Origin of the sequence: Accumulibacter sp. (genome assembly GCF_036625195.1) — a bacterium.
GTDB lineage: Bacteria > Pseudomonadota > Gammaproteobacteria > Burkholderiales > Rhodocyclaceae > Accumulibacter.
The window spans coordinates 3041113-3057940 of sequence record NZ_JAZKUG010000001.1 but is presented as its reverse complement, the minus strand read 5'-3'; the positions used below and the strand labels follow the sequence as shown (position 1 = coordinate 3057940).

Below are 16828 nucleotides of genomic sequence, written 5' to 3'. Positions count from 1 at the left end.
GAACGGTCCTGGCTTTCATCATCCGGAGCGTCTGACGAAGCCATGACAGCTTGGCGGACGCTCGCCTCGGAAGGAATGCGAGAATGCTGCCCCCAGGCTCTTACTGGGTTCCCGTGCGCGCCGCAGCCCCAGCGCGCGATACGGGCAGCTGAGCTTCATGGCTGATCAGGAGCGCGCCTGATGTCGGTTTGCGAAAAATCACGGCCCTTGCAAAGCAGTACATCACCGCGGCGGCTGGTCAAGGCGTAGGCAAAACAATCGCCGAAGGTCAAGCCGGCCGGATGGCGGCCTTTGCCGAAACGTTGCCAGGCGTCGAAGGCTGTTTGCACCAAGTCCGCGTCAGCGGGTTCGATCTGCACTTCGGCGGCGTCCAGCAGTTCGCCCAAGGCCTGCACCCCCGGGCTGCCGAGCCGGGCTGAGATCACCATCATCGCCTCCAGCCAGTTGGGTGTGCAGATCACCGGCATTTCTGCTCCGGCGAGCGCGAGAGCCAACGCGTCGCATTCCGGCTCACCCAGCAGGATGGCGACCAATGCCGAGCTGTCGACGACCATCGTCAGCGCGGCAATCCGTCCGCATCAAGCCCGAGGATCTCAGCCTCGGGGCGTTCGTCGAGGACGGGCAGACGAGCCGCGCGCGCGGCAATCGCGCGCATACGAGCCAGCCGCAGATCGGCGTCAGAGCGGCTGGCAGGAAGGCCCCGCAACGCGTCGAGTTGCAGGATGACCTCCTGATTGAGCGAACGGCGGTGGGCCTCCGCCTGTTGCTTCAACCACAGGTGCAGATCGGCAGGCACATCGCGCAAGGTGAGGTTCGGCATCGCTTTTGCGGTGACATCGAAATGACTGCATTCTAATGTGAAAGTCGCATCCGCGACCCGCGAATCTCCCTTCTCCCGCACGCGGGAGAAGGGTCTGGGATGAGCCGACTCGCGATGGCAAGCGCGCGATCGTCCACCGCTTTGCCCTGGTCCACCGCGTCGTGGCGCTCGCCGACAGCGGGATGGAATCGGCATCAGGGCGTTGTCGCCACCGCGTCAGGCGCTGCCCGGTCTGCTCCGACGACGAAGTCGACACACACTGCGGCCACTTGGCAACCACTCTGCCTGCCTCGCCGCCGCGAGCGCGCGCACGCGCCACTGGCTGGCTCCGTCTCGCGGCGGCGCGCGCGAGCTTCGGCGCCCCGCCCGCAAGCCGGTGCGGCTTGCCCGCAAGCTTACAGGGCTTCGCCGCAAGCCTCCGCGGCCTCGCCGCAAGCGTCCGGCGCTTGCGATTCCCGTTCGGCGGCATGCGCGCAGGCCTGCGCGCCTTGCGGTGCAAGGCTTTTCTGCTGGCGCATGCGGCGCCGGGGCCGGCGCGCGAGCCACGAAAGCTTGTGCGCCGGCTGGCGAACTTCAAGGCGCCGGCTTTGTTCCTCGCCCGCAAGCCTGCGGCGTGCGCAGGCGAGGTTGCAGCGCTTGTGCGCCAGCCGCCGCGCCCTGCACGCCCGCTGCGGGGCCTGCCGCCAGTGTTCCTTCTGCTCACCCCCGAGCGGGCGAGGGGGATTGGTCAGCCGCTGACGCCACTTTCACGGCCAGAACCCGCTTGCCGCAGCGGCTATCGCACGACGGAAACGCCGGCAGCAGCGATGGACACCGGCTCGACACGCGGCTAAGATCAAACAGGAAGAGATGAGCAAGTGAAGGTCCTGCGATGATTTCACGGCCGACTCGGCGACTTCCATCGCCATTTCGAGAGCGACAACGAACAGGGGGATACGGTGTCCGATATCGACCGCGAGACTGAAGGAGCCGTCCGCCGATTCCTTTCGCTGATCGCCGACCGTTACGACATCGCGGGCGCGATCATCTACGGCAGCCGTGCGCGAGGGACCCATCGACCGGAAAGCGATGCCGACGTGGCCGTGCTCTTGCGCGGCCAACAGGGGCGCTTCCTGAGCACCAAGCTGGCGATGGCCGACGTGGCCTTCGATGTGCTGCTGGAAACGCGCATCCTCGTCTCCCCGCTGCCGGTGTGGCTTGACGAATGGGAGCACCCGGAAGACTACCCGAATCCGGCGCTGCTCCACAGCATCGGACGCGAGGGTGTTCGCCTGTGAGCAAGCGATCATTGGCGCCCGCCGCCTGGATGCTGAAAGCGGACACGGCATGCTTGTCGGCCCATGCGTTGCTTGCGAGGGGAGATGTGCATGGTGCGGCCAATCGGGCCGACTACGCCATGTTCGCTGCTGCCCGCGCTGCATTGTTGGCCTCCGGTGTTCGGGTCGAACCGGATGTCGCCCGTACTCATAGCGGACTGATCGGCACCCTCGGTCGTCAGAAGCCGACCAACACTCGTTCCAGAGTCAGCCCGTTCGTTGACGGCGCTCGATTGGCGCACCTATACTGCCTCGTCGCCTAACTTTCCCCTTCGTCAACTCACATGAGCGTTGAGCGCCTCTATCCTTTTGCAGGTGATCATGCCATCCAAAGCGCGGTCGTCGTCGCTGAGTGGGCGGATCTTGGAGGTTCCAAGCCTCTTTCTTCCGACAACCTGCAGAACATGGAGAAGGAGTCCACGCCTCGGTTGACCCAACTCGGTCTCACGCACCACGAGCAACTGAACGTGCTGGAGCTCAAGATGAGTGCTGGTCAACCAAGCTCTCACACATCTTCAGCGTTCGGCGGGTTCAAAGCCAGCCGATCGACGTCGGGCGGCGATGAGCAGAGAAGCGTCGTGGTGGCACGCGAGAACTGCATCATCCAGATCAACGACTACACCCGCTGGGCAGATGCCGTGCGCGACATCCGAGAGTACTTGAACGTTCTGCTCCCCCGGATCGGACAGCACGCACCGATCAGGCATTTGACCCTGCAATTCAATGATGTTTTTCTCTGGAAGGCCCCTCCTGAAGAATTGATCATGACCGAGGTGTTCAAGCCAGGGACGAAGTGGCTACCGGATCACGTATTTGGCCTACACGACCTGTGGCACTCGCATCACGGGTATTTCGCTGACAAGTGGGAACCATGCCGGTTTCAACAGCTGGACAACGTTAACGTCAGCCGAGCGGTGGTTGACGGCGTACATTCGGTGCAAGCCCTCGTCGCACACCGCGCCAGTCTTGCCGAGCCAATCTGGGTCAGAGAGCCTCTTTCCGAAAAGGATCATATCTTGTCGCTTCTGGGCCAGTTTCATACCGATAACAAGAGGATATTGGCAGAGATCTTCAGCGACGAGGTCTTGCGCAGTATCAACATGATCGTAGATTGATCAAGGAGGCATTCGTGTTGCTTGATCCGATCAGCACTGTTCTCGTGCTACCGGCCATGGCTTTCCGTTTGGCCACGGCGCGGCCTGAGTACGAACGTTACGCCGAGAATTATGAGCGCACACCGTCGATCAACCGAAGTGACACTGAACATGTCCGAGTCGAGCGTGCGCCAACCGCAACAGAAATACGCCTCCTCTTGCCAACACCGCCCCCGGCGCAAGGCAAACAAGAAATCTTGCATCGTTTGATTGCGCAATTTGCCGACTTGCCTGACGGTTGGAACGGTGAAGGAAGCGTCGCGCCCAGCGCCTCGGCGGTGGCTGCAGCCAGGACATTCCTGGAGTCCATTCCCCGTGGTATTCCTCTGCCTACGCCCATGCTGACCGAGGGCGGTGACATGGAATTCTACTGGAGCCTGCCCACCGGGTATGCCGACATCAGTTTCGACGCCAACGGTGTCGGTTCATTGTTTGCGCGCAGCACAGCTGGCGAGGAGTTTTTCTTCGAGAACCTTGCGCCACAATTCGGTCAGTTGCCTGATCAGCAACGGCTCATGGGTATTCTTGCGCCGCATTGGCTCGCCATTGCTGCGTGAGTCGACTGTCACGTCGCGATGTTGGACGATTTTTTTGGGACTGCCGAAACCGCTGATGCTCGCGCCAGATCGCTCAAGGCATTGCCAATGGCGCAGCAACTGGCCCTGGAAAAGCTAAGCGTCAGCGAGCACTCGCCTGGACCCATCGGCGACTCGGAAGGGTTGTTCCGTGCGTTGGATCAACCCATACACTTCCAGAACGGCGAATTGACGCCGACTGCCTTCGGCGATGCTGAAGCGAGGGGCTTGTCGATCAACAGGACCTCGCATATCAGCATTGATGGCGCGCTCAGTTTGGCCATTGAACGAGTGAAGCGGGTCAACCAGCGGAAGGCGGAAAACCTCTCCCAGTCAAACAGCCAACACGCAGCGCAGAAGAGGAGGACGGTCGCCTACACAGTCTTCAAGACGCTGGATCTACGGATGGTCCTCCGCGAAGGACCGGATGTGGCGCGGCGGGCTTTTGGCGTATATGACACTGCGAAACAGGAGGACATCAGCCACGGTGATGTCTTTTTCTTGCTCACCGAAAGGCAGGCCTGGCGAAGCATGCGTAGCAAGCTTTATGAGCTGGCCAAGCCAGGACTGGTCGTCCTGGATTAGTCGACCAACCGAGAATCTCCTCAAGAACGCTCACGGTCCAGCTTCCCCGGTCGCAGCACCGACCCCATGCCATCAGGCAGCCTGCGCAAAGCTGCCGTTGACGGCCTGCTGCCAGACATGCGCGTAGACGCTGGCCGCGGCCCGCTTCTTGTCGGCTGGCGTGAACGGCGGTGTCGGCAGGCCGGCGAAGATCTCATCGAGGATGAAGACCTCGACGTCCGCTTTCGTCTGTTCCTTCTCCCAGAAGCGATCCAGCTCGGCGAGGCGCGCCTTGACGGCGGCGAGCAGCTCGCGGCTGGCCTGTTTGACGCGCTCGCGCGCGCTCCGGTCGAGTCCGTCCTTGAGGAGCAGGTCGAACAGGGCGAGTTCGTCCTCCGCCAGACCTTCGCGGGTGGCGCGCTTCTGCTCTTCGTCGAGACGGTCGATCAGCTCGATCAGGCGGCGGAAGGTCTCCTCGATCGTCGTTCGATCCTTCTCGTTGTTGTAGTCGGCAACGATCTCCTCGTACTGGCGCTGGTAGTCCCTGCGCGACGGATTGCGCGCCAGCATCTCGGCAAGCTTCTGCTCGACGAGGTTGCGGATGTCCTGCACGGCCGTCGCCTTGCGCTTCACCTTCCGGGCGAACTCGGCGCGCAGCTTCTCGAGGTCGATCTGGCTCAGGTCGAAGCTCAGCCCTTCGGCCTGGTCCTGCCCCGGCGCCTGCGTCCGGATGGCCTCGTTGACGATGCGGTGCAGTTCCTTGAGCAGCTCGGTCACATCCGCGGTGTCGCGTCGCTCGCTCAGCTTTTTGTAGATCGCTTCGATGTGGTCGTGCCGCTCGGCGTACTGGCAGGCCGTCGGCTCGATCAGCAGCGAGCGGAAGCGGACGAAGACCAGCCGCGCGAGGATCTCGAAGCGGCGCTTGCTCTCGTCGGTCGCATAGACGGCGTCGACGGCATCCCGGATGCCCGCGATGCGCGCAAAGCCCGTGCAGCCGATGAGTGTCGCCAGGTCGAAGCCGAGCCCGCGCAGGTGCTCCTCGGTCGCGACGATCGCTTCGAGAAGCGCCTGCACACGCTCCTCGACCGGGGCGATGAGGTCTTCGCCGTCTTCGTCCCCGTCGCCCTCGTCGCCCAGCGCGTACTGCGCGAGCGCTTCGCGCAGGCTCCTCAACATGCCGTTGTAGTCGACGATCAGGCCGAAGTCCTTGCCGGGGTAGACCCGGTTGGCGCGCGCGATCGCCTGCATCAGTGTGTGCGCCTGCATCGGCTTGTCGATGTACAGCGTGGACAGGCTCTCGACATCGAAGCCCGTCAACCACATGGCGCAGACGATGGCGACGCGGAAGCGGTGCGCGGGGTCCTTGAACGCCTTCTCGACAGCGAGCCGCTCGCCGCTGGGCCGATCGAAGCCCTGCTTCATCAGGGCGCGATGCGGGATGATGTCGAAGTCCCACTTCCTGAAGTCGGCGACTTCGTTCTGCGCCTCGCTGATGATGATCTCGACGATCGTTTCGTCGAGCCATTGCGCCTGCGCCGCCAGCCTGGCGGCTTCGCTCCTTCGCCCGGCCTGCGCGGCCGCCTGCGCCGCCGCCCTGACGGCCGCCGCCCGCGCCCGCCACAGCGGCATGATGCGCTGGTACATGCGGGCGCAGGTGATCTTGTCGATGCAGACGAACAGCGTCTTGCCAGACTCCCAGCGCGTGCTGCAGTGCTCGACGAAGTCGGCGGCGATCTGGTCGAGCCGCGCGTCGGCGGTGATCACCTCGTAGTCCTTGCCGAGCAGCTTCTCGAGCAAGGCGGCTTGATCCGGGTCGAGTTCGGCCTCGTCGATCTTGCGCGCGATGCGCTCGTTCAGGTCCGTCCTGGCGACACCCAACTTCTCGCCGCGGTTCTCGTAGACCAGCTTCACCGTCGCGCCATCCTCCTCAGATCGCTTGAAGTCGTAGCGCGAGACGTAGTTGCCGAAGATGCGCCGGGTGATCTCGTCCTGCTTGAACAGCGGTGTGCCGGTGAAGCCGATGAAGGCGGCGTTCGGCAGCGCCAGCCGCATGTGGCGCGCGAAGCGCCCGGCCTGCGTGCGGTGCGCCTCGTCGGAGATGACGATGATGTCGTCGCGCTCGCTGTAGGGCTCGTCCGGCGGCACGTCCTGGTTGAACTTGTGCATCAGGCTGAAGACGTAGGGGTGGTTCTCCTGGAGCAGCCGCTCCAAATCAGCGCCTGACGCCGCACGCGGGGTCCTGTGGTCGGCGATGCCGCAGCCGACGAAGGTGCCGTAGATCTGGTCATCCAGATCCTCACGGTCGGTCATCAGCAGGAATGTGAAGTTTCCCGGCAGCTTGCGCCGCACCTTTTCGGCGAAGAACGCCATCGAATAGGACTTGCCGCTGCCCTGCGTGTGCCAGAACACGCCGAGCCGCCCGAGGTCCGGATGGGCGCGCTCGATGATTTTCACCGGACCCTGCGGAAGGTAGGAAGGCGGCATCGCCTCAGCCGCCTTCAACTCCGTTCGGGCAGCCTTGCTGCGCTCCCGCGAGCGCGAGTGCTCGCGGCGCTCGAGTGGCAGTTCGACCACCCGGTGCCGCAGCCGCTCCCCAGGCGGGAATCGCTGCTTCAGCTCCTCCTGCCGCGCGACCGAAGCGACCGCCTGGTTGACGCCCAGAACCTGGTGGTTGCGGGCGACGACCTTGCGCGTCGCTCCCGGCTTGCTCTCGTCGAACAGGATGAAGTTCTCGACGATGTCGAGCAAGCGGTCGTGCGCCAGCATGCCGTTGAGCAGGACCTCGGCGGCGACGCGGCCCGGGTCCTTCTCGTCCAGCCGCTTCCATTCGTGGAAGTGCTCCCACTGGCTGGTGATCGAGCCATAACGCGCGTGGTCGCCGTTGGCGACGATCAGGAAGGCGTTGTGGTGGAAGGCATGGGCGATGACGTTCTCGTCCAGGTAGTCGCGCAGGTTGCCGTCGAAGCCGGCGCGGATGTTGCGGTAGACGGCCTTCAGCTCGATGAAGACCAGCGGCAGACCATTGACGAAGCACACGAGGTCGGCGCGGCGGTTGTAGTTCGGCGTGCGCACGCCGGTCAACACGAGCTCGCGAACGGCGAGAAAGCGGTTGGCGCCGGGCGCGTTGGCGAAGTCGATGACGCGTGCCCGGGCCGTCTTGCGATGGGCTGCGGCATCGCGGTACGCCACCGGCACACCGCCGCGCAGCAGGCGATGGAAGTCGCGGTTGTGCTGCACCGTCGAGCGGCTCACGTCGTACGCCGTGAGCTGGCGCAGCGCGTCATCGATCGCCGCATCCGGCAGCCCGGGATTGAGGCGCAGCAGCGCGGCGCGCAGGTCGCGGGACAGCACGGCCTCCCTGCTGTCCGTGCGGCCCAGGGTGCCACCCGGACCGAAGGTCTCTGCCTTCCAGGCGTAGACGCTTTCCCAGCCGAGCACATTCTGCAGGTGATCGGCAAAGGTCTTCTGCACCAGCCGGTCTTCGCTGTTGATGGAGGTTATCGCCATCGCGTGCTTTCTCGCCTGCTGACTCCCTGCTCGTCCATTAGACTGTGATCTCACCGCTCATCAGGCGTGGCAAGAGAAGGTCTCTCGCTTCCGCGAGTTTGCGATTGAAGTTCTCCAATGTTGTCACCTGCGCAAATACTGGTTCGACGGCCTCGTCGAAACGACGCCGGAGTCTCTCAACTGGCAAGAGGATTTTGCGACTGTAGGCAAACTCTCGGTTGAGCCCTGGTACGCCCGCATCCGTGTTCTGGAAGCCCACGTATGGCAGCGTCCGGTAGAGCCAGTAGTCGGCCTGCTCTTTGGCGACGAAGTAGACGGTATCAATAGGCCAGAAATCGGTAGGCGACCAGTACACGCTGCCGACATTTCCCTTGCGACCAACGACGATGGCGGGGCCCTCAACCAGTGCACACTTGTGGTTCCCGATGATACCGCTTGACCCATAGACGGGGAATGAGCCGTCGACGCGATCAGTTTCCTTGAGCGCCTTCCCATATCGCAGTTGAAGGACGGTTCCGATCGCCCGTCTCTCCCACCCAGCTGGCACACCGTCAACGATCTTGACGTGCTCGTGGCCGGGAAAGCGGAGGTGGACGAACCACTCGCGGTAGAGCAACCGCGCCGCTTCTTCCAACAACGCGATACGCTTCCGGTTGTTGTCGATCAGGTCGTCGTAGGCGGAGAGCACCTCGGCGACAGCCACCTGTTGGGGCAAACTGGGAAAGGTGACGGGAGTGTCGGGAAAACTGGTGAGCGGGATTCGATTGACCGTAGCACCGGTGATGGTGAGGGCATCCATCTTGGATCGCCACGCGGGTGAGAGAAAGTAATACAGAAGGAACGCGGGATGGACCTTGTCGCGGTCCGGTCTGACGAGTGCCATACGTCGCCCGAGACAGCCCTCAAAGCCGTTTGGGATGCGGGCGTAGAGGTGCAGCGTTGCCTCGTAAGAAAACACTATGTCGTCCTCTTGCGGCGTGACGCGCCGAGTCCACTGGGGGAACTGTTGTGGCGATACGTGGCGTATCTCAGAGAGGTCGAGCCGACCTTCACGAGTGACGTTCTTGATGCCCAGAAAAACTGGGCCCTCTTCTGATGGCCGAGGCGTGGCATGCGGCCCATCGAAGATGCCGATAGCGAAGTCCTTGATGGTAGCCGTTCTCGCGGTCATACACCCAAGCCCTCGAAGTTCTTGGCGATGCGTGCCGCCAGCTCAACGGCCTCGTCGTTCAACCCCCTCAAGTCGATGTGGATGGCGCGCAGCGCCTCCTCGAAATCAAAGTTTTCATCGACATCTTCCGGCGCAACGCCGACATAGCGACCGGGCGTGAGGCTCCAGTCGTGCGCGCTGATCTCATCGCGGCTGACCCGCCTGACGAGCCCCTCGACGTCGCGCAGCGTGGCGTCGGGGAAGCGCTCCTGCAGCCAGTCGGCCTGTTTGACGAAGTGGCGCGGTTTGCGCAGGGCCTCGACGGCATCCGCCCGCGCAAGCTCCAGCGCCTTGCGCGCACGGCTGATCTCCGTTCCAGGCCAGTCGTCCGCGTCGCGCGCCGCCAGGTCCTTGAGCGCGATGTCGACGACGCGGCCCGCCAGCTTCGCCGCGAGGTCGATCTGTTTGCTCAGGTCGCGGCACTGCTCCGCCACGGGGTGCAGCGCTCGGCGCATGCCGGTCAGCCCGGCGTTGTCGCGAGCAGCGCCCGACCAGTCGCTGGCGCGGGCCGCGAGCTGATCGTTGACGGCCTTGCTGTCATCCGCCAAGGTGCCGCGGAGAGCGAGCAGCTCGCCCCACGTCTCGGCGAGCGGGTCGGGATCGCGCTGCGCCGTCGCAAAGGGCCTGGCGAGGACGAGCAGCCGGTCGAGTGCCTGCATGCAGGCGGCGAGCGGAGCTTCGGCTGCCGCACCGTCCGCCAGCGCCTGCTCGAGGTAGGCCGCGACCAGCCCGAGAAAGCGCTCGCGCTGGCCGCGGTAGAGCCAGACGATGGCGGCGATGTTCTTCTGCTGCTCCGGCGAGAAGTCGCAGATGGCACGCGAAACCTTGCGGTGGATCTGGCGCGCGTCGAGCATCAGCACCTGATCGCGGCGCTGCGCGTCGCGCTCCTTGGCGCGATCGAAGAACCAGAGCTGGCAGGGAACGGTTCGCGTGTAGAAGAAGTTGCCGCGGATGTCGATCATCACATCGACGGCGCCGGTCTCGACCATCTTCTGCCGCACCGTCGCCTCGTCGCGCCCGGCGCTCGAGGCCTGCGAGGACATGACGACGCCGGCGCGCCCGTTCTCGTTCAGGTAGCTGTAGAAATAGGACAGCCACAGGTAGTTGGCATTCGAGACCTTCTTCGCCTTGTTGACACCGGGCAGGCCGAAGGGAAGACGCCTGTCGCCTTTCACTTTCTCGGCGTCCACCTCGTCCACGTTGAACGGCGGGTTTGCCATCACGAAGTCGCACTGGCCGACCAGTTCGTGCGGATCCTTGTAGTAGGTGATGGCTTCGTTGCCGGCCCGGATCTTGCCCTCGAGGCCATGGACGGCGAGGTTGATCTGCGCCAGCCTGGCGGTCGTCTCGTTCTTTTCGTGGCCGTAGAAGGTCACGCGCTTCATCGTGTCCTGCCCGGCGTCCTCGATGAAGTGGCTGGACTGGACGAACATCCCGCCCGAGCCGCAGGCCGGGTCGAGGATGATGCCGTGGTTGGGCTCGATGACGTTGACGATGGTCTGGACGATCGACGGCGGGGTGAAGAACTCGCCGTTGTCGTGCGCGCCTTGCTTGGCGAACTCGGCGAGGAAGTATTCGTAGATGCGGCCGAAGACGTCGCCCGACGCCTGGCGCAGGGCTTCGCTGTCGAAGGTGCGCATCATCCGTTCGAGAAGCGCGTCCTCGAAGCGCTCGTAGTCCTTGGGGAGCTGTCCGGCGAGCGGCTGGAAGCCGTGCTCGACCGTCTCCATCGCCCTGGTCAAGGCGGCGCCGATGCTTTCGTTCTTGGGCGTCCTGAGAATCTCGTCGAAGCGGGCCGCCCTGGGCAGCAGCAGCGCGCGGCGCCGGGTGAAGTCGCCAGCGACCGGCTCGCGGTCCGGCATCTTGCCGGCTTTCTGGTCGGCCTCGATGGCGGCGAGCGCCGCGTAGTAGCGGTTCGTCGCCTGGCGCAGGAACAGCAGGCCCATGATGGGCATGAAGTACTCGTTCGAGGCGAGCCCGGAGTTGGCCCGCAGGTCGTCGGCGATCTTCCAGAGTCCGGCCTCGAACGCTTCAAGGCCCGTCAGGTGGTCGGCAGTCATCTTCGTCTGGTTCTTTCGGTCCTGGCTTCTCGCCAGATCGCGAGAGATGGTATGTTGCCAGAGTTCCGTGTCGTTGCGCTGCGTGCCGTCAATCCGGCGCGCCGATTGCCGACCACACCCCAGCACATACGGTATAGCGGGAGGAAAAGAGATGACGCTGGCCGAAACGATCTATCAACGCAGTCTGCAACTTCCAGAGGCTGCCGCCCAGGAGGCGCTGGATTTCATCGAATTCCTCAGCCAGCGCCATGGCGTCAGCGCGACGACCATCGCTGCCGCCGACGGCCAGGCAGAAGCCTACGATGCCTGGTTCAAGGCGCAGGTACAGCAGGCGATGGACGATCCACGGCCGGGGATTCGCGCCGCGACCGCGCGCGCCTACTTCGCCGCCCGTCGCGCCGCCCTGCGCAAGGAGATCGAGCCCAGGCGATGAATCAGGGCTTCGGCGGCTCGCCGCGGCGACGGGTGTAGCGCGCCGACATCGCTTCCTTCATCGTCTCGAGCGCGGCGCCCTTGCCGATCACCTTGGCGACGGCGTAGCCGTCGAGCGCGAAGTTGAGGATGTCGCTGCCGAGCGCCATTTCGGTGTCGTCGGCGTTGGCGACCAGGCGCCGCAGGCGGGCGAAGCGCGGACGCAACTGGTCGAGGCTGCGCAGGTCCTGCTCGGCCTCGGCGAGATCGAGTCCCGGTGGCAGAATCTGACGATTCTCGGTGAGCAGGATCAGCGCCTGACGGCAGAAGGCTTCGGACTTGTCGCCCATCTTGTTCAAAGTGCGCCGCTGCTCGACCGACAGCTCGAGCAGGCCGGCGAGCTTCTGCTCGACGGTGCTCAGCGCCGCGTCGAGGGCGGCGAGATCTTCGTTGCTCAGCGAAACGGATACGAGGTTCTGGCTCATGGCAGGGCTCTCCACGGGTGGGTCGGGAACGCGACGCCGGCAGTATCGCACGCTTGCGAAAGGGTCATCAAGGGCGTTCCGGCCGGAGGTGAGGCAGCGCCGCGGCGGCGGCTCATTCGTCGCCGGCAGCGGCGCGCCAGGCGGCGAGTTCGGCGAGATGGTCGCGCTCGATCATCGCCGCGACTTCGGCGTCGTCCTGGAAGACCTGCATCGCCGGTACCTTGAAGCGCGTCTTCCGCCAGCGCTTCCTCTGCTCGAAGTCCATGCGGATGCGCTCACCGGTGGTGTCGTCGTCGACGATGAAGATCGGCCGTCGCGCCAACTTGATGCCGGGGAAGAGCTCGTGTTCCTGCAGCGGGTGATCGGGCGGCAGGGCGTCCCTGATCTCGGCAAGGAAGCTGTCGATGTACTCGGTCGGGACCATCGTCCAGGGGGATTTGATTTCAAGTGGTTGGTCCATGGGTCGCTCGGCTGGGAATGGTGGTGGGCGTCTGGCTGCCGTCTGCTGGCAGGGCGTGGGTCATCTCGCTGGCGAGGTCGCCGGCGAACTGCGCGGCGCCGTCACGGATCGCCGTCAGGCTTGGCGCTGAGGTCGGACGCCAGGCAGTCGTCAAGTGTCCCGGCGCGTTGCAGCATGTCTCCTCCATGACTCGGCGAAACCCGCGGGGGAAAAGCGGGCAGCGCCCGAGAATACAACGAATCGGCGCGCGCTGGCCCGCCGACGCGGGATCAGCCCGCGTTGCCGCCGCCGCGCGACTGCCGCCAGAGGGCGAAGTCGTCGGCGGGCATCGGCTTGCCGAACAGGTAGCCCTGCAGTTCGTCGCAGCCGGCGGCGGCGAGGACCTGCATTTCCTCGCTCTGTTCGACGCCTTCGGCGACCACGCGCAGGCCCAGGGTGTGGCCGAGGCCGATCACCGCCTTGGTGATCGCCAGGTCGTTGGGGTCGTCGAGCATGTTGCGGACGAAGGACTGATCGATCTTCAGCTTGTCGATCGGGAAGCGGTGCAGGTAGTTGAGGCTCGAGTAGCCAGTGCCGAAGTCGTCGACCGAGAGCGAGATGCCCAGCGCCTTGATCGCCTGCAGGAGGTCGATGGTCAGCGTGACATCTTCCATCAACAGCGACTCGGTCAGTTCGAGTTCGATCATCGCCGGGTTGACGCCATGCTCGGCGATCGCCCGTTGCAGCGTCGCCAGCAGCTCGGGGTCATGCAACTGGGCAGCCGAGAGGTTGACCGAGATCGCCAGATCTTCGCCGGTCGCGCGCCAGAGCGCCTGCTGCCGACACGCTTCGGCGAGCACCCAGGCGCCGATCGGAATGATCAGCCCGCTGTCCTCGGCGACTGGAATGAAGCGCGCCGGCGTGATCAGTCCGTGTTCCGGGTGCCGCCAGCGAACCAGCGCTTCGGCGCCGAGCAAGCGGCCGCTGCGGCATTCGACTCGTGGCTGGTAGTAGACGCGCAATTGCTGGCGCTCGATGGCGACGCGCAGGTCGTTCTCGATCTGCATGCGCTCGCGCGCGCGCCGGTCCATTTCGAGGGTGAAGAACTGCGCATTGTTGCGGCCCTGCTGCTTCGCCTGGTACATCGCCGCGTCGGCGTTGCGCATCAGGGTCTCGATTTCGACGCCATCCTCGGGGTAGACCGCGATGCCGATGCTGCACGAGACATGCAGCTCGGCGCCGCCGACGTTGTGTGGCTGGCGGATCAGGCGGATCAGCCGACACTCGACGATCTGCCGGATCTCCTCGATGTCGGTGACGCCGTTGAGGACGACGACGAACTCGTCACCACCCATGCGACTCACCGTGTCGCCGCTGCGGACGCCACGCTGCAGCTGGCTGGACACCGAGCGCAGGACAGCGTCGCCGATATGGTGGCCGAGTGAATCGTTGATGTTCTTGAAGCGGTCGAGGTCGATGAACAGCACCGCCACCCGCCGCTTGTTCCGGTCTGCCTGCTGCAGCGCAACGCGCAAGCGCTCGACGCACAGCGCCCGGTTGGGCAGATCGGTGAGCACGTCGTGCTGCGCCAGGTGGCTGATGCGCTGCTCGTCGGCCTTGCGCGCGCTGATGTCGAACCAGGTGGCAATGTGATGGCTGATCCGGCCGGCCTCGTCGCGGACGGCGTTCAGCGCCGCCCAGACCGGCAGGGCTTCGCCGGTTCGGCGCCGGATCCACATTTCTCCCTGCCAGTGGCCACGCGCACTGGCCGCCCGCCAGACTTCCTCGTAGAAACCATCCGGATGACGGTCGGAGCGCAGGAATTCGGGCGTGTCGTCGACCACCTCGCGGCACTCATAACCAGTGCTGCGGCTGAAGGCCGGGTTGGCGGCCAGGATCCTGCGCGTGGCGTCGGTGATCAGGATGCTTTCGGAAGACGCCTCGAACACCCTCGCCCACAGTTCCAGACGCGCCTCCATCTGCTTGATGCGGCCGATCGGCGTGAAGGCGGTGAGCACGGCATCGCGGTCCTGATAGCGCAGGCGGCGCGCCGAGATCAGCGCCCATTCCCGCCTCGTCGCACCATGCCAGAGGACTTCGAACTCGTCCACCGCGCCACTGTCGGCCAGCATCTGGAAGAAGCGCACGCGCGCCTCGGCGAGCAGCCCGCTCGCCCAGGGGTCGCTGCGGCGGCCGTCGAGCCAGGCGTTCGCCTGCGCGTTGGTGTGCAGCACCTCGTGCTGCGGCGTGGCCGTCACCAGCAGCGGAATCGGCACGGCATCGAGCAGTTGGCGCTGCGCCTCGGCGGCCCTCGCCTGTGCGGCGAGTTCCTGTTCGAGACGACGGCTGCGATCGAGCTGGTCGAGCATGCCATTGAAGGCGTTGATCAGGCGGCCGATCTCGTCGGCCGAATGCCAGTCCGCACGCAGCGTGTAGTCGCCCGAACGGCGCACGCCATCGGCAACGTCGGCGAGGCGGCGAAGCGGCAGCGCAATCTGGCGCGCGACGAAATAGACGACGCTGAGCAACAGCAGCAGCAGGGCGGCAGTGGTGCCGAGGTGCAGCCACATGCGCTGGAACAGTCCGTCGATCCGCTGCTGCAGCAAGCCGCCGAGTGCGCTGCCGGCCGATTCCCACGCGGCGTCGAGCTGCCGCCAGGCGGCGAGCGCCAGGCCATGATGATCGGCGCCGTGCCGGCCGCCGTCCTGGTCGATGGCGAGTTGCCGCGCGTTGGCGCGAAACGCGTCCACCGCTGCCAGCAGTCTCCGCCGTGTTGGCTGCAGCGCTGCGGCGAGTTCCGCCGTGCCGGCCGCCATGGCTTCGGCGTAATCACTCTCGATGCCGCTGACGACGGCGTCGAGACGGCCTTCGAGGATGAGGTAGGCGCTTTGCTCATGCACCCGTCTGCCGGGAGCCGCAACGGCGGCAGTCTGCGCCTGGTCGCGAATGCGGCCGATCAGGTCGAAGAGCTCCGGGAAGCGCAGGACGACCAGCGACATCGTGTAGTAACTGTCGAGGTCGGGATCGAGGATCAGGTTCGATTGATTGCCGATGCGCGTGATCAGCGCCTGCACCGCCGACGCGACCGCGTGTTCGTCAGCGGCGGTGCGGGCACCGGCAGTCTCCAGACGGCGCAACTTGTCGGCGAGCGCCTGCGCGAGTTCGCCGCTGCCGAGATCGCCGCGTGCCGAACCATGCCGGGCTTCGGCTTCGAGTACGGCATCCGCCGCGCCACGCAGCCCGCCGCCCGCCAGGGCAACGAGCGTTGCCGCGCGCAGCGCGCCGATGTATTCGTTGCCGACGATCTCCTTGCGGGCGAAGTCGATGGCGATGAACTTCTCGTTGATCAGGATCGTCGAGACGAAGATCACCGCCGACAGGTCGAGCGCGTAGATCAGGATCAGCTTGCGCGCAACGCTGAGGCGGGCGATGAAGTTGAGCAGAAGATGGCGCATGGGACCTCCTGGTGGTTGGTCACGCCGCCCCGCCGCAAGCGGGAATCGCCGCCACTCCTTGCCGACGCGCCGCTGGCTGCTGCAATCGCCCGGGGTGTGCGCAGTGACCGGGGGCTGTCCGCGAAGCCGGCGCCGTCAGACGGCGAGCGCCGCCAGCACCCCGTCCTTCTCCATGTCCTCACCGCGCCCGCGCAGGATGATCTCGCCGCGCTCCATGACCAGATACTGGTCGGCGAGCGAACGCGCGAAGTCGTAATACTGCTCGACGAGCAGGATCGCCATCTCGCCGCTCGCCGCCAGCGAGCGGATCGCGCGTTCGATGTCCTTGATGATCGACGGCTGGATGCCCTCGGTCGGCTCATCGAGGATCAGCAGCTTTGGCCCCATCGCCAGGGCGCGGCCAATCGCCAGCTGCTGCTGCTGGCCGCCCGAGAGGTCGCCGCCGCGCCGGCGCAGCATCTGCCGCAGGACCGGGAACATCTCGAAGATGCGCTCGGGAACGCGTGTGCCGCCGGGACAGGTCGCCAGCCCCATCAGCAGGTTCTCCTGTACCGTCAGGCGAGGGAAGATCTCCCGCCCCTGCGGCACGTAGCCGATTCCCGCCCGCACGCGCTGGTGCGACGGTGCGCGTGTGAGGTCGCGGCCGGCGAACTCGATCGTGCCGCCCTTCGTCGGCAGCAGCCCCATCAGCGACTTCAGCAGCGTCGACTTGCCGACGCCGTTGCGCCCGAGGATCGCCGTCACCTTGCCGGCCTCGGCACTGAAGCTGAGGTTGCGCAGGATGTGGCTGCCGCCGTAGTACTGGTTGAGATTGCTGATTTCCAACATCGTC

Annotated in this window: 15 protein-coding genes; 6 read left to right on the top strand and 9 right to left on the bottom strand. The window is 65.1% G+C overall.

Features of this window, described 5'->3' with window-relative positions:
• Positions 1-155: 155 nt before the first annotated feature.
• Together V5B60_RS13605 and V5B60_RS13600 are read right to left on the bottom strand one after the other, a co-directional pair.
• The gene (locus V5B60_RS13605) at positions 156-554 is read right to left on the bottom strand and encodes a type II toxin-antitoxin system VapC family toxin (protein WP_332347567.1); all 399 of its coding nucleotides are present in this window, start codon (positions 552-554) and stop codon (positions 156-158) included.
• A 2-nt stretch (positions 555-556) separates the two neighbouring features.
• The gene (locus V5B60_RS13600; protein WP_332347566.1) at positions 557-820 is read right to left on the bottom strand and encodes a FitA-like ribbon-helix-helix domain-containing protein; all 264 of its coding nucleotides are present in this window, start codon (positions 818-820) and stop codon (positions 557-559) included.
• 938 nt (positions 821-1758) lie between these two features.
• Here V5B60_RS13600 and V5B60_RS13595 point away from each other — a divergent pair.
• The 5 genes from V5B60_RS13595 to V5B60_RS13575 all read left to right on the top strand — a co-directional run bounded on the left by V5B60_RS13595 (position 1759) and on the right by V5B60_RS13575 (position 4450).
• The gene (locus V5B60_RS13595; protein WP_332347565.1) at positions 1759-2097 is read left to right on the top strand and encodes a nucleotidyltransferase domain-containing protein; all 339 of its coding nucleotides are present in this window, start codon (positions 1759-1761) and stop codon (positions 2095-2097) included.
• A complete protein-coding gene (locus V5B60_RS13590; protein WP_332347564.1) occupies positions 2025-2399 on the top strand; it encodes a HEPN domain-containing protein in 375 nt (124 codons plus the stop codon). Before V5B60_RS13595 ends, V5B60_RS13590 begins: the two co-directional genes overlap by 73 nt.
• A 21-nt stretch (positions 2400-2420) precedes the next feature.
• On the top strand, positions 2421-3251 hold the full coding sequence (locus V5B60_RS13585) for a hypothetical protein (protein WP_332347563.1): 831 nt from the start codon (positions 2421-2423) through the stop codon (positions 3249-3251).
• The gene (locus V5B60_RS13580; protein WP_332347562.1) at positions 3248-3847 is read left to right on the top strand and encodes a hypothetical protein; all 600 of its coding nucleotides are present in this window, start codon (positions 3248-3250) and stop codon (positions 3845-3847) included. Before V5B60_RS13585 ends, V5B60_RS13580 begins: the two co-directional genes overlap by 4 nt.
• 87 nt (positions 3848-3934) lie before the next feature.
• Complete coding sequence (locus V5B60_RS13575; protein ID WP_332347561.1) at positions 3935-4450, top strand: hypothetical protein; 516 nt, start codon at positions 3935-3937, stop codon at positions 4448-4450.
• Positions 4451-4522: 72 nt separating this feature from the next.
• Here V5B60_RS13575 and V5B60_RS13570 read toward each other — a convergent pair whose 3' ends face one another.
• From V5B60_RS13570 to V5B60_RS13560, 3 genes are read right to left on the bottom strand one after another with little or no spacing between them, the layout of a single operon-like run.
• Positions 4523-7936: a type I restriction endonuclease subunit R gene (locus V5B60_RS13570; RefSeq protein ID WP_332347560.1), complete on the bottom strand. Its 3414-nt coding sequence runs from the start codon at positions 7934-7936 to the stop codon at positions 4523-4525.
• A gap of 37 nt (positions 7937-7973) precedes the next feature.
• A complete protein-coding gene (locus V5B60_RS13565) occupies positions 7974-9107 on the bottom strand; it encodes a restriction endonuclease subunit S (RefSeq protein WP_332347559.1) in 1134 nt (377 codons plus the stop codon).
• Entirely contained in the window at positions 9104-11206 is a 2103-nt protein-coding gene (locus tag V5B60_RS13560; protein WP_332347558.1) for an N-6 DNA methylase, read from the bottom strand. The genes V5B60_RS13565 and V5B60_RS13560 overlap by 4 nt, the downstream gene beginning before the upstream one ends.
• A 151-nt stretch (positions 11207-11357) precedes the next feature.
• Here V5B60_RS13560 and V5B60_RS13555 point away from each other — a divergent pair, with 151 nt between their 5' ends.
• Positions 11358-11639: a DUF2281 domain-containing protein gene (locus tag V5B60_RS13555; protein WP_332347557.1), complete on the top strand. Its 282-nt coding sequence runs from the start codon at positions 11358-11360 to the stop codon at positions 11637-11639.
• Between the two features lies 1 nt (position 11640).
• On the opposite strand, the gene V5B60_RS13550 is transcribed toward V5B60_RS13555, so the two are convergent.
• The 4 genes from V5B60_RS13550 to urtE all read right to left on the bottom strand — a co-directional run bounded on the left by V5B60_RS13550 (position 11641) and on the right by urtE (position 16824).
• Complete coding sequence (locus V5B60_RS13550; protein WP_332347556.1) at positions 11641-12102, bottom strand: hypothetical protein; 462 nt, start codon at positions 12100-12102, stop codon at positions 11641-11643.
• Between the two features lie 112 nt (positions 12103-12214).
• On the bottom strand, positions 12215-12562 hold the full coding sequence (locus tag V5B60_RS13545) for a hypothetical protein (protein ID WP_332347555.1): 348 nt from the start codon (positions 12560-12562) through the stop codon (positions 12215-12217).
• Positions 12563-12831: 269 nt separating this feature from the next.
• Positions 12832-15996, bottom strand: coding sequence for an EAL domain-containing protein (locus V5B60_RS13540; protein ID WP_332347554.1), 3165 nt, complete (start codon positions 15994-15996; stop codon positions 12832-12834).
• 135 nt (positions 15997-16131) lie between these two features.
• A complete protein-coding gene (gene urtE / locus V5B60_RS13535) occupies positions 16132-16824 on the bottom strand; it encodes an urea ABC transporter ATP-binding subunit UrtE (RefSeq protein WP_332347553.1) in 693 nt (230 codons plus the stop codon).
• Positions 16825-16828 lie beyond the last annotated feature (4 nt).

What these genes read in the sequence shown, in the direction of transcription:
- V5B60_RS13600 (WP_332347566.1), bottom strand. Translation starts at nt 820, where the DNA reads ATGCCGAACCTCACCTTGCGCGATGTGCCTGCCGATCTGCACCTGTGG.
- V5B60_RS13540 (WP_332347554.1), bottom strand. Translation starts at nt 15,996, where the DNA reads ATGCGCCATCTTCTGCTCAACTTCATCGCCCGCCTCAGCGTTGCGCGC.
- urtE (WP_332347553.1), bottom strand. Translation starts at nt 16,824, where the DNA reads ATGTTGGAAATCAGCAATCTCAACCAGTACTACGGCGGCAGCCACATC.
- V5B60_RS13575 (WP_332347561.1), top strand. Translation starts at nt 3,935, where the DNA reads ATGGCGCAGCAACTGGCCCTGGAAAAGCTAAGCGTCAGCGAGCACTCG.
- V5B60_RS13560 (WP_332347558.1), bottom strand. Translation starts at nt 11,206, where the DNA reads ATGACTGCCGACCACCTGACGGGCCTTGAAGCGTTCGAGGCCGGACTC.
- V5B60_RS13570 (WP_332347560.1), bottom strand. Translation starts at nt 7,936, where the DNA reads ATGGCGATAACCTCCATCAACAGCGAAGACCGGCTGGTGCAGAAGACC.
- V5B60_RS13550 (WP_332347556.1), bottom strand. Translation starts at nt 12,102, where the DNA reads ATGAGCCAGAACCTCGTATCCGTTTCGCTGAGCAACGAAGATCTCGCC.
- V5B60_RS13545 (WP_332347555.1), bottom strand. Translation starts at nt 12,562, where the DNA reads ATGGACCAACCACTTGAAATCAAATCCCCCTGGACGATGGTCCCGACC.
- V5B60_RS13555 (WP_332347557.1), top strand. Translation starts at nt 11,358, where the DNA reads ATGACGCTGGCCGAAACGATCTATCAACGCAGTCTGCAACTTCCAGAG.
- V5B60_RS13565 (WP_332347559.1), bottom strand. Translation starts at nt 9,107, where the DNA reads ATGACCGCGAGAACGGCTACCATCAAGGACTTCGCTATCGGCATCTTC.
- V5B60_RS13585 (WP_332347563.1), top strand. Translation starts at nt 2,421, where the DNA reads ATGAGCGTTGAGCGCCTCTATCCTTTTGCAGGTGATCATGCCATCCAA.
- V5B60_RS13605 (WP_332347567.1), bottom strand. Translation starts at nt 554, where the DNA reads ATGGTCGTCGACAGCTCGGCATTGGTCGCCATCCTGCTGGGTGAGCCG.
- V5B60_RS13590 (WP_332347564.1), top strand. Translation starts at nt 2,025, where the DNA reads ATGGGAGCACCCGGAAGACTACCCGAATCCGGCGCTGCTCCACAGCAT.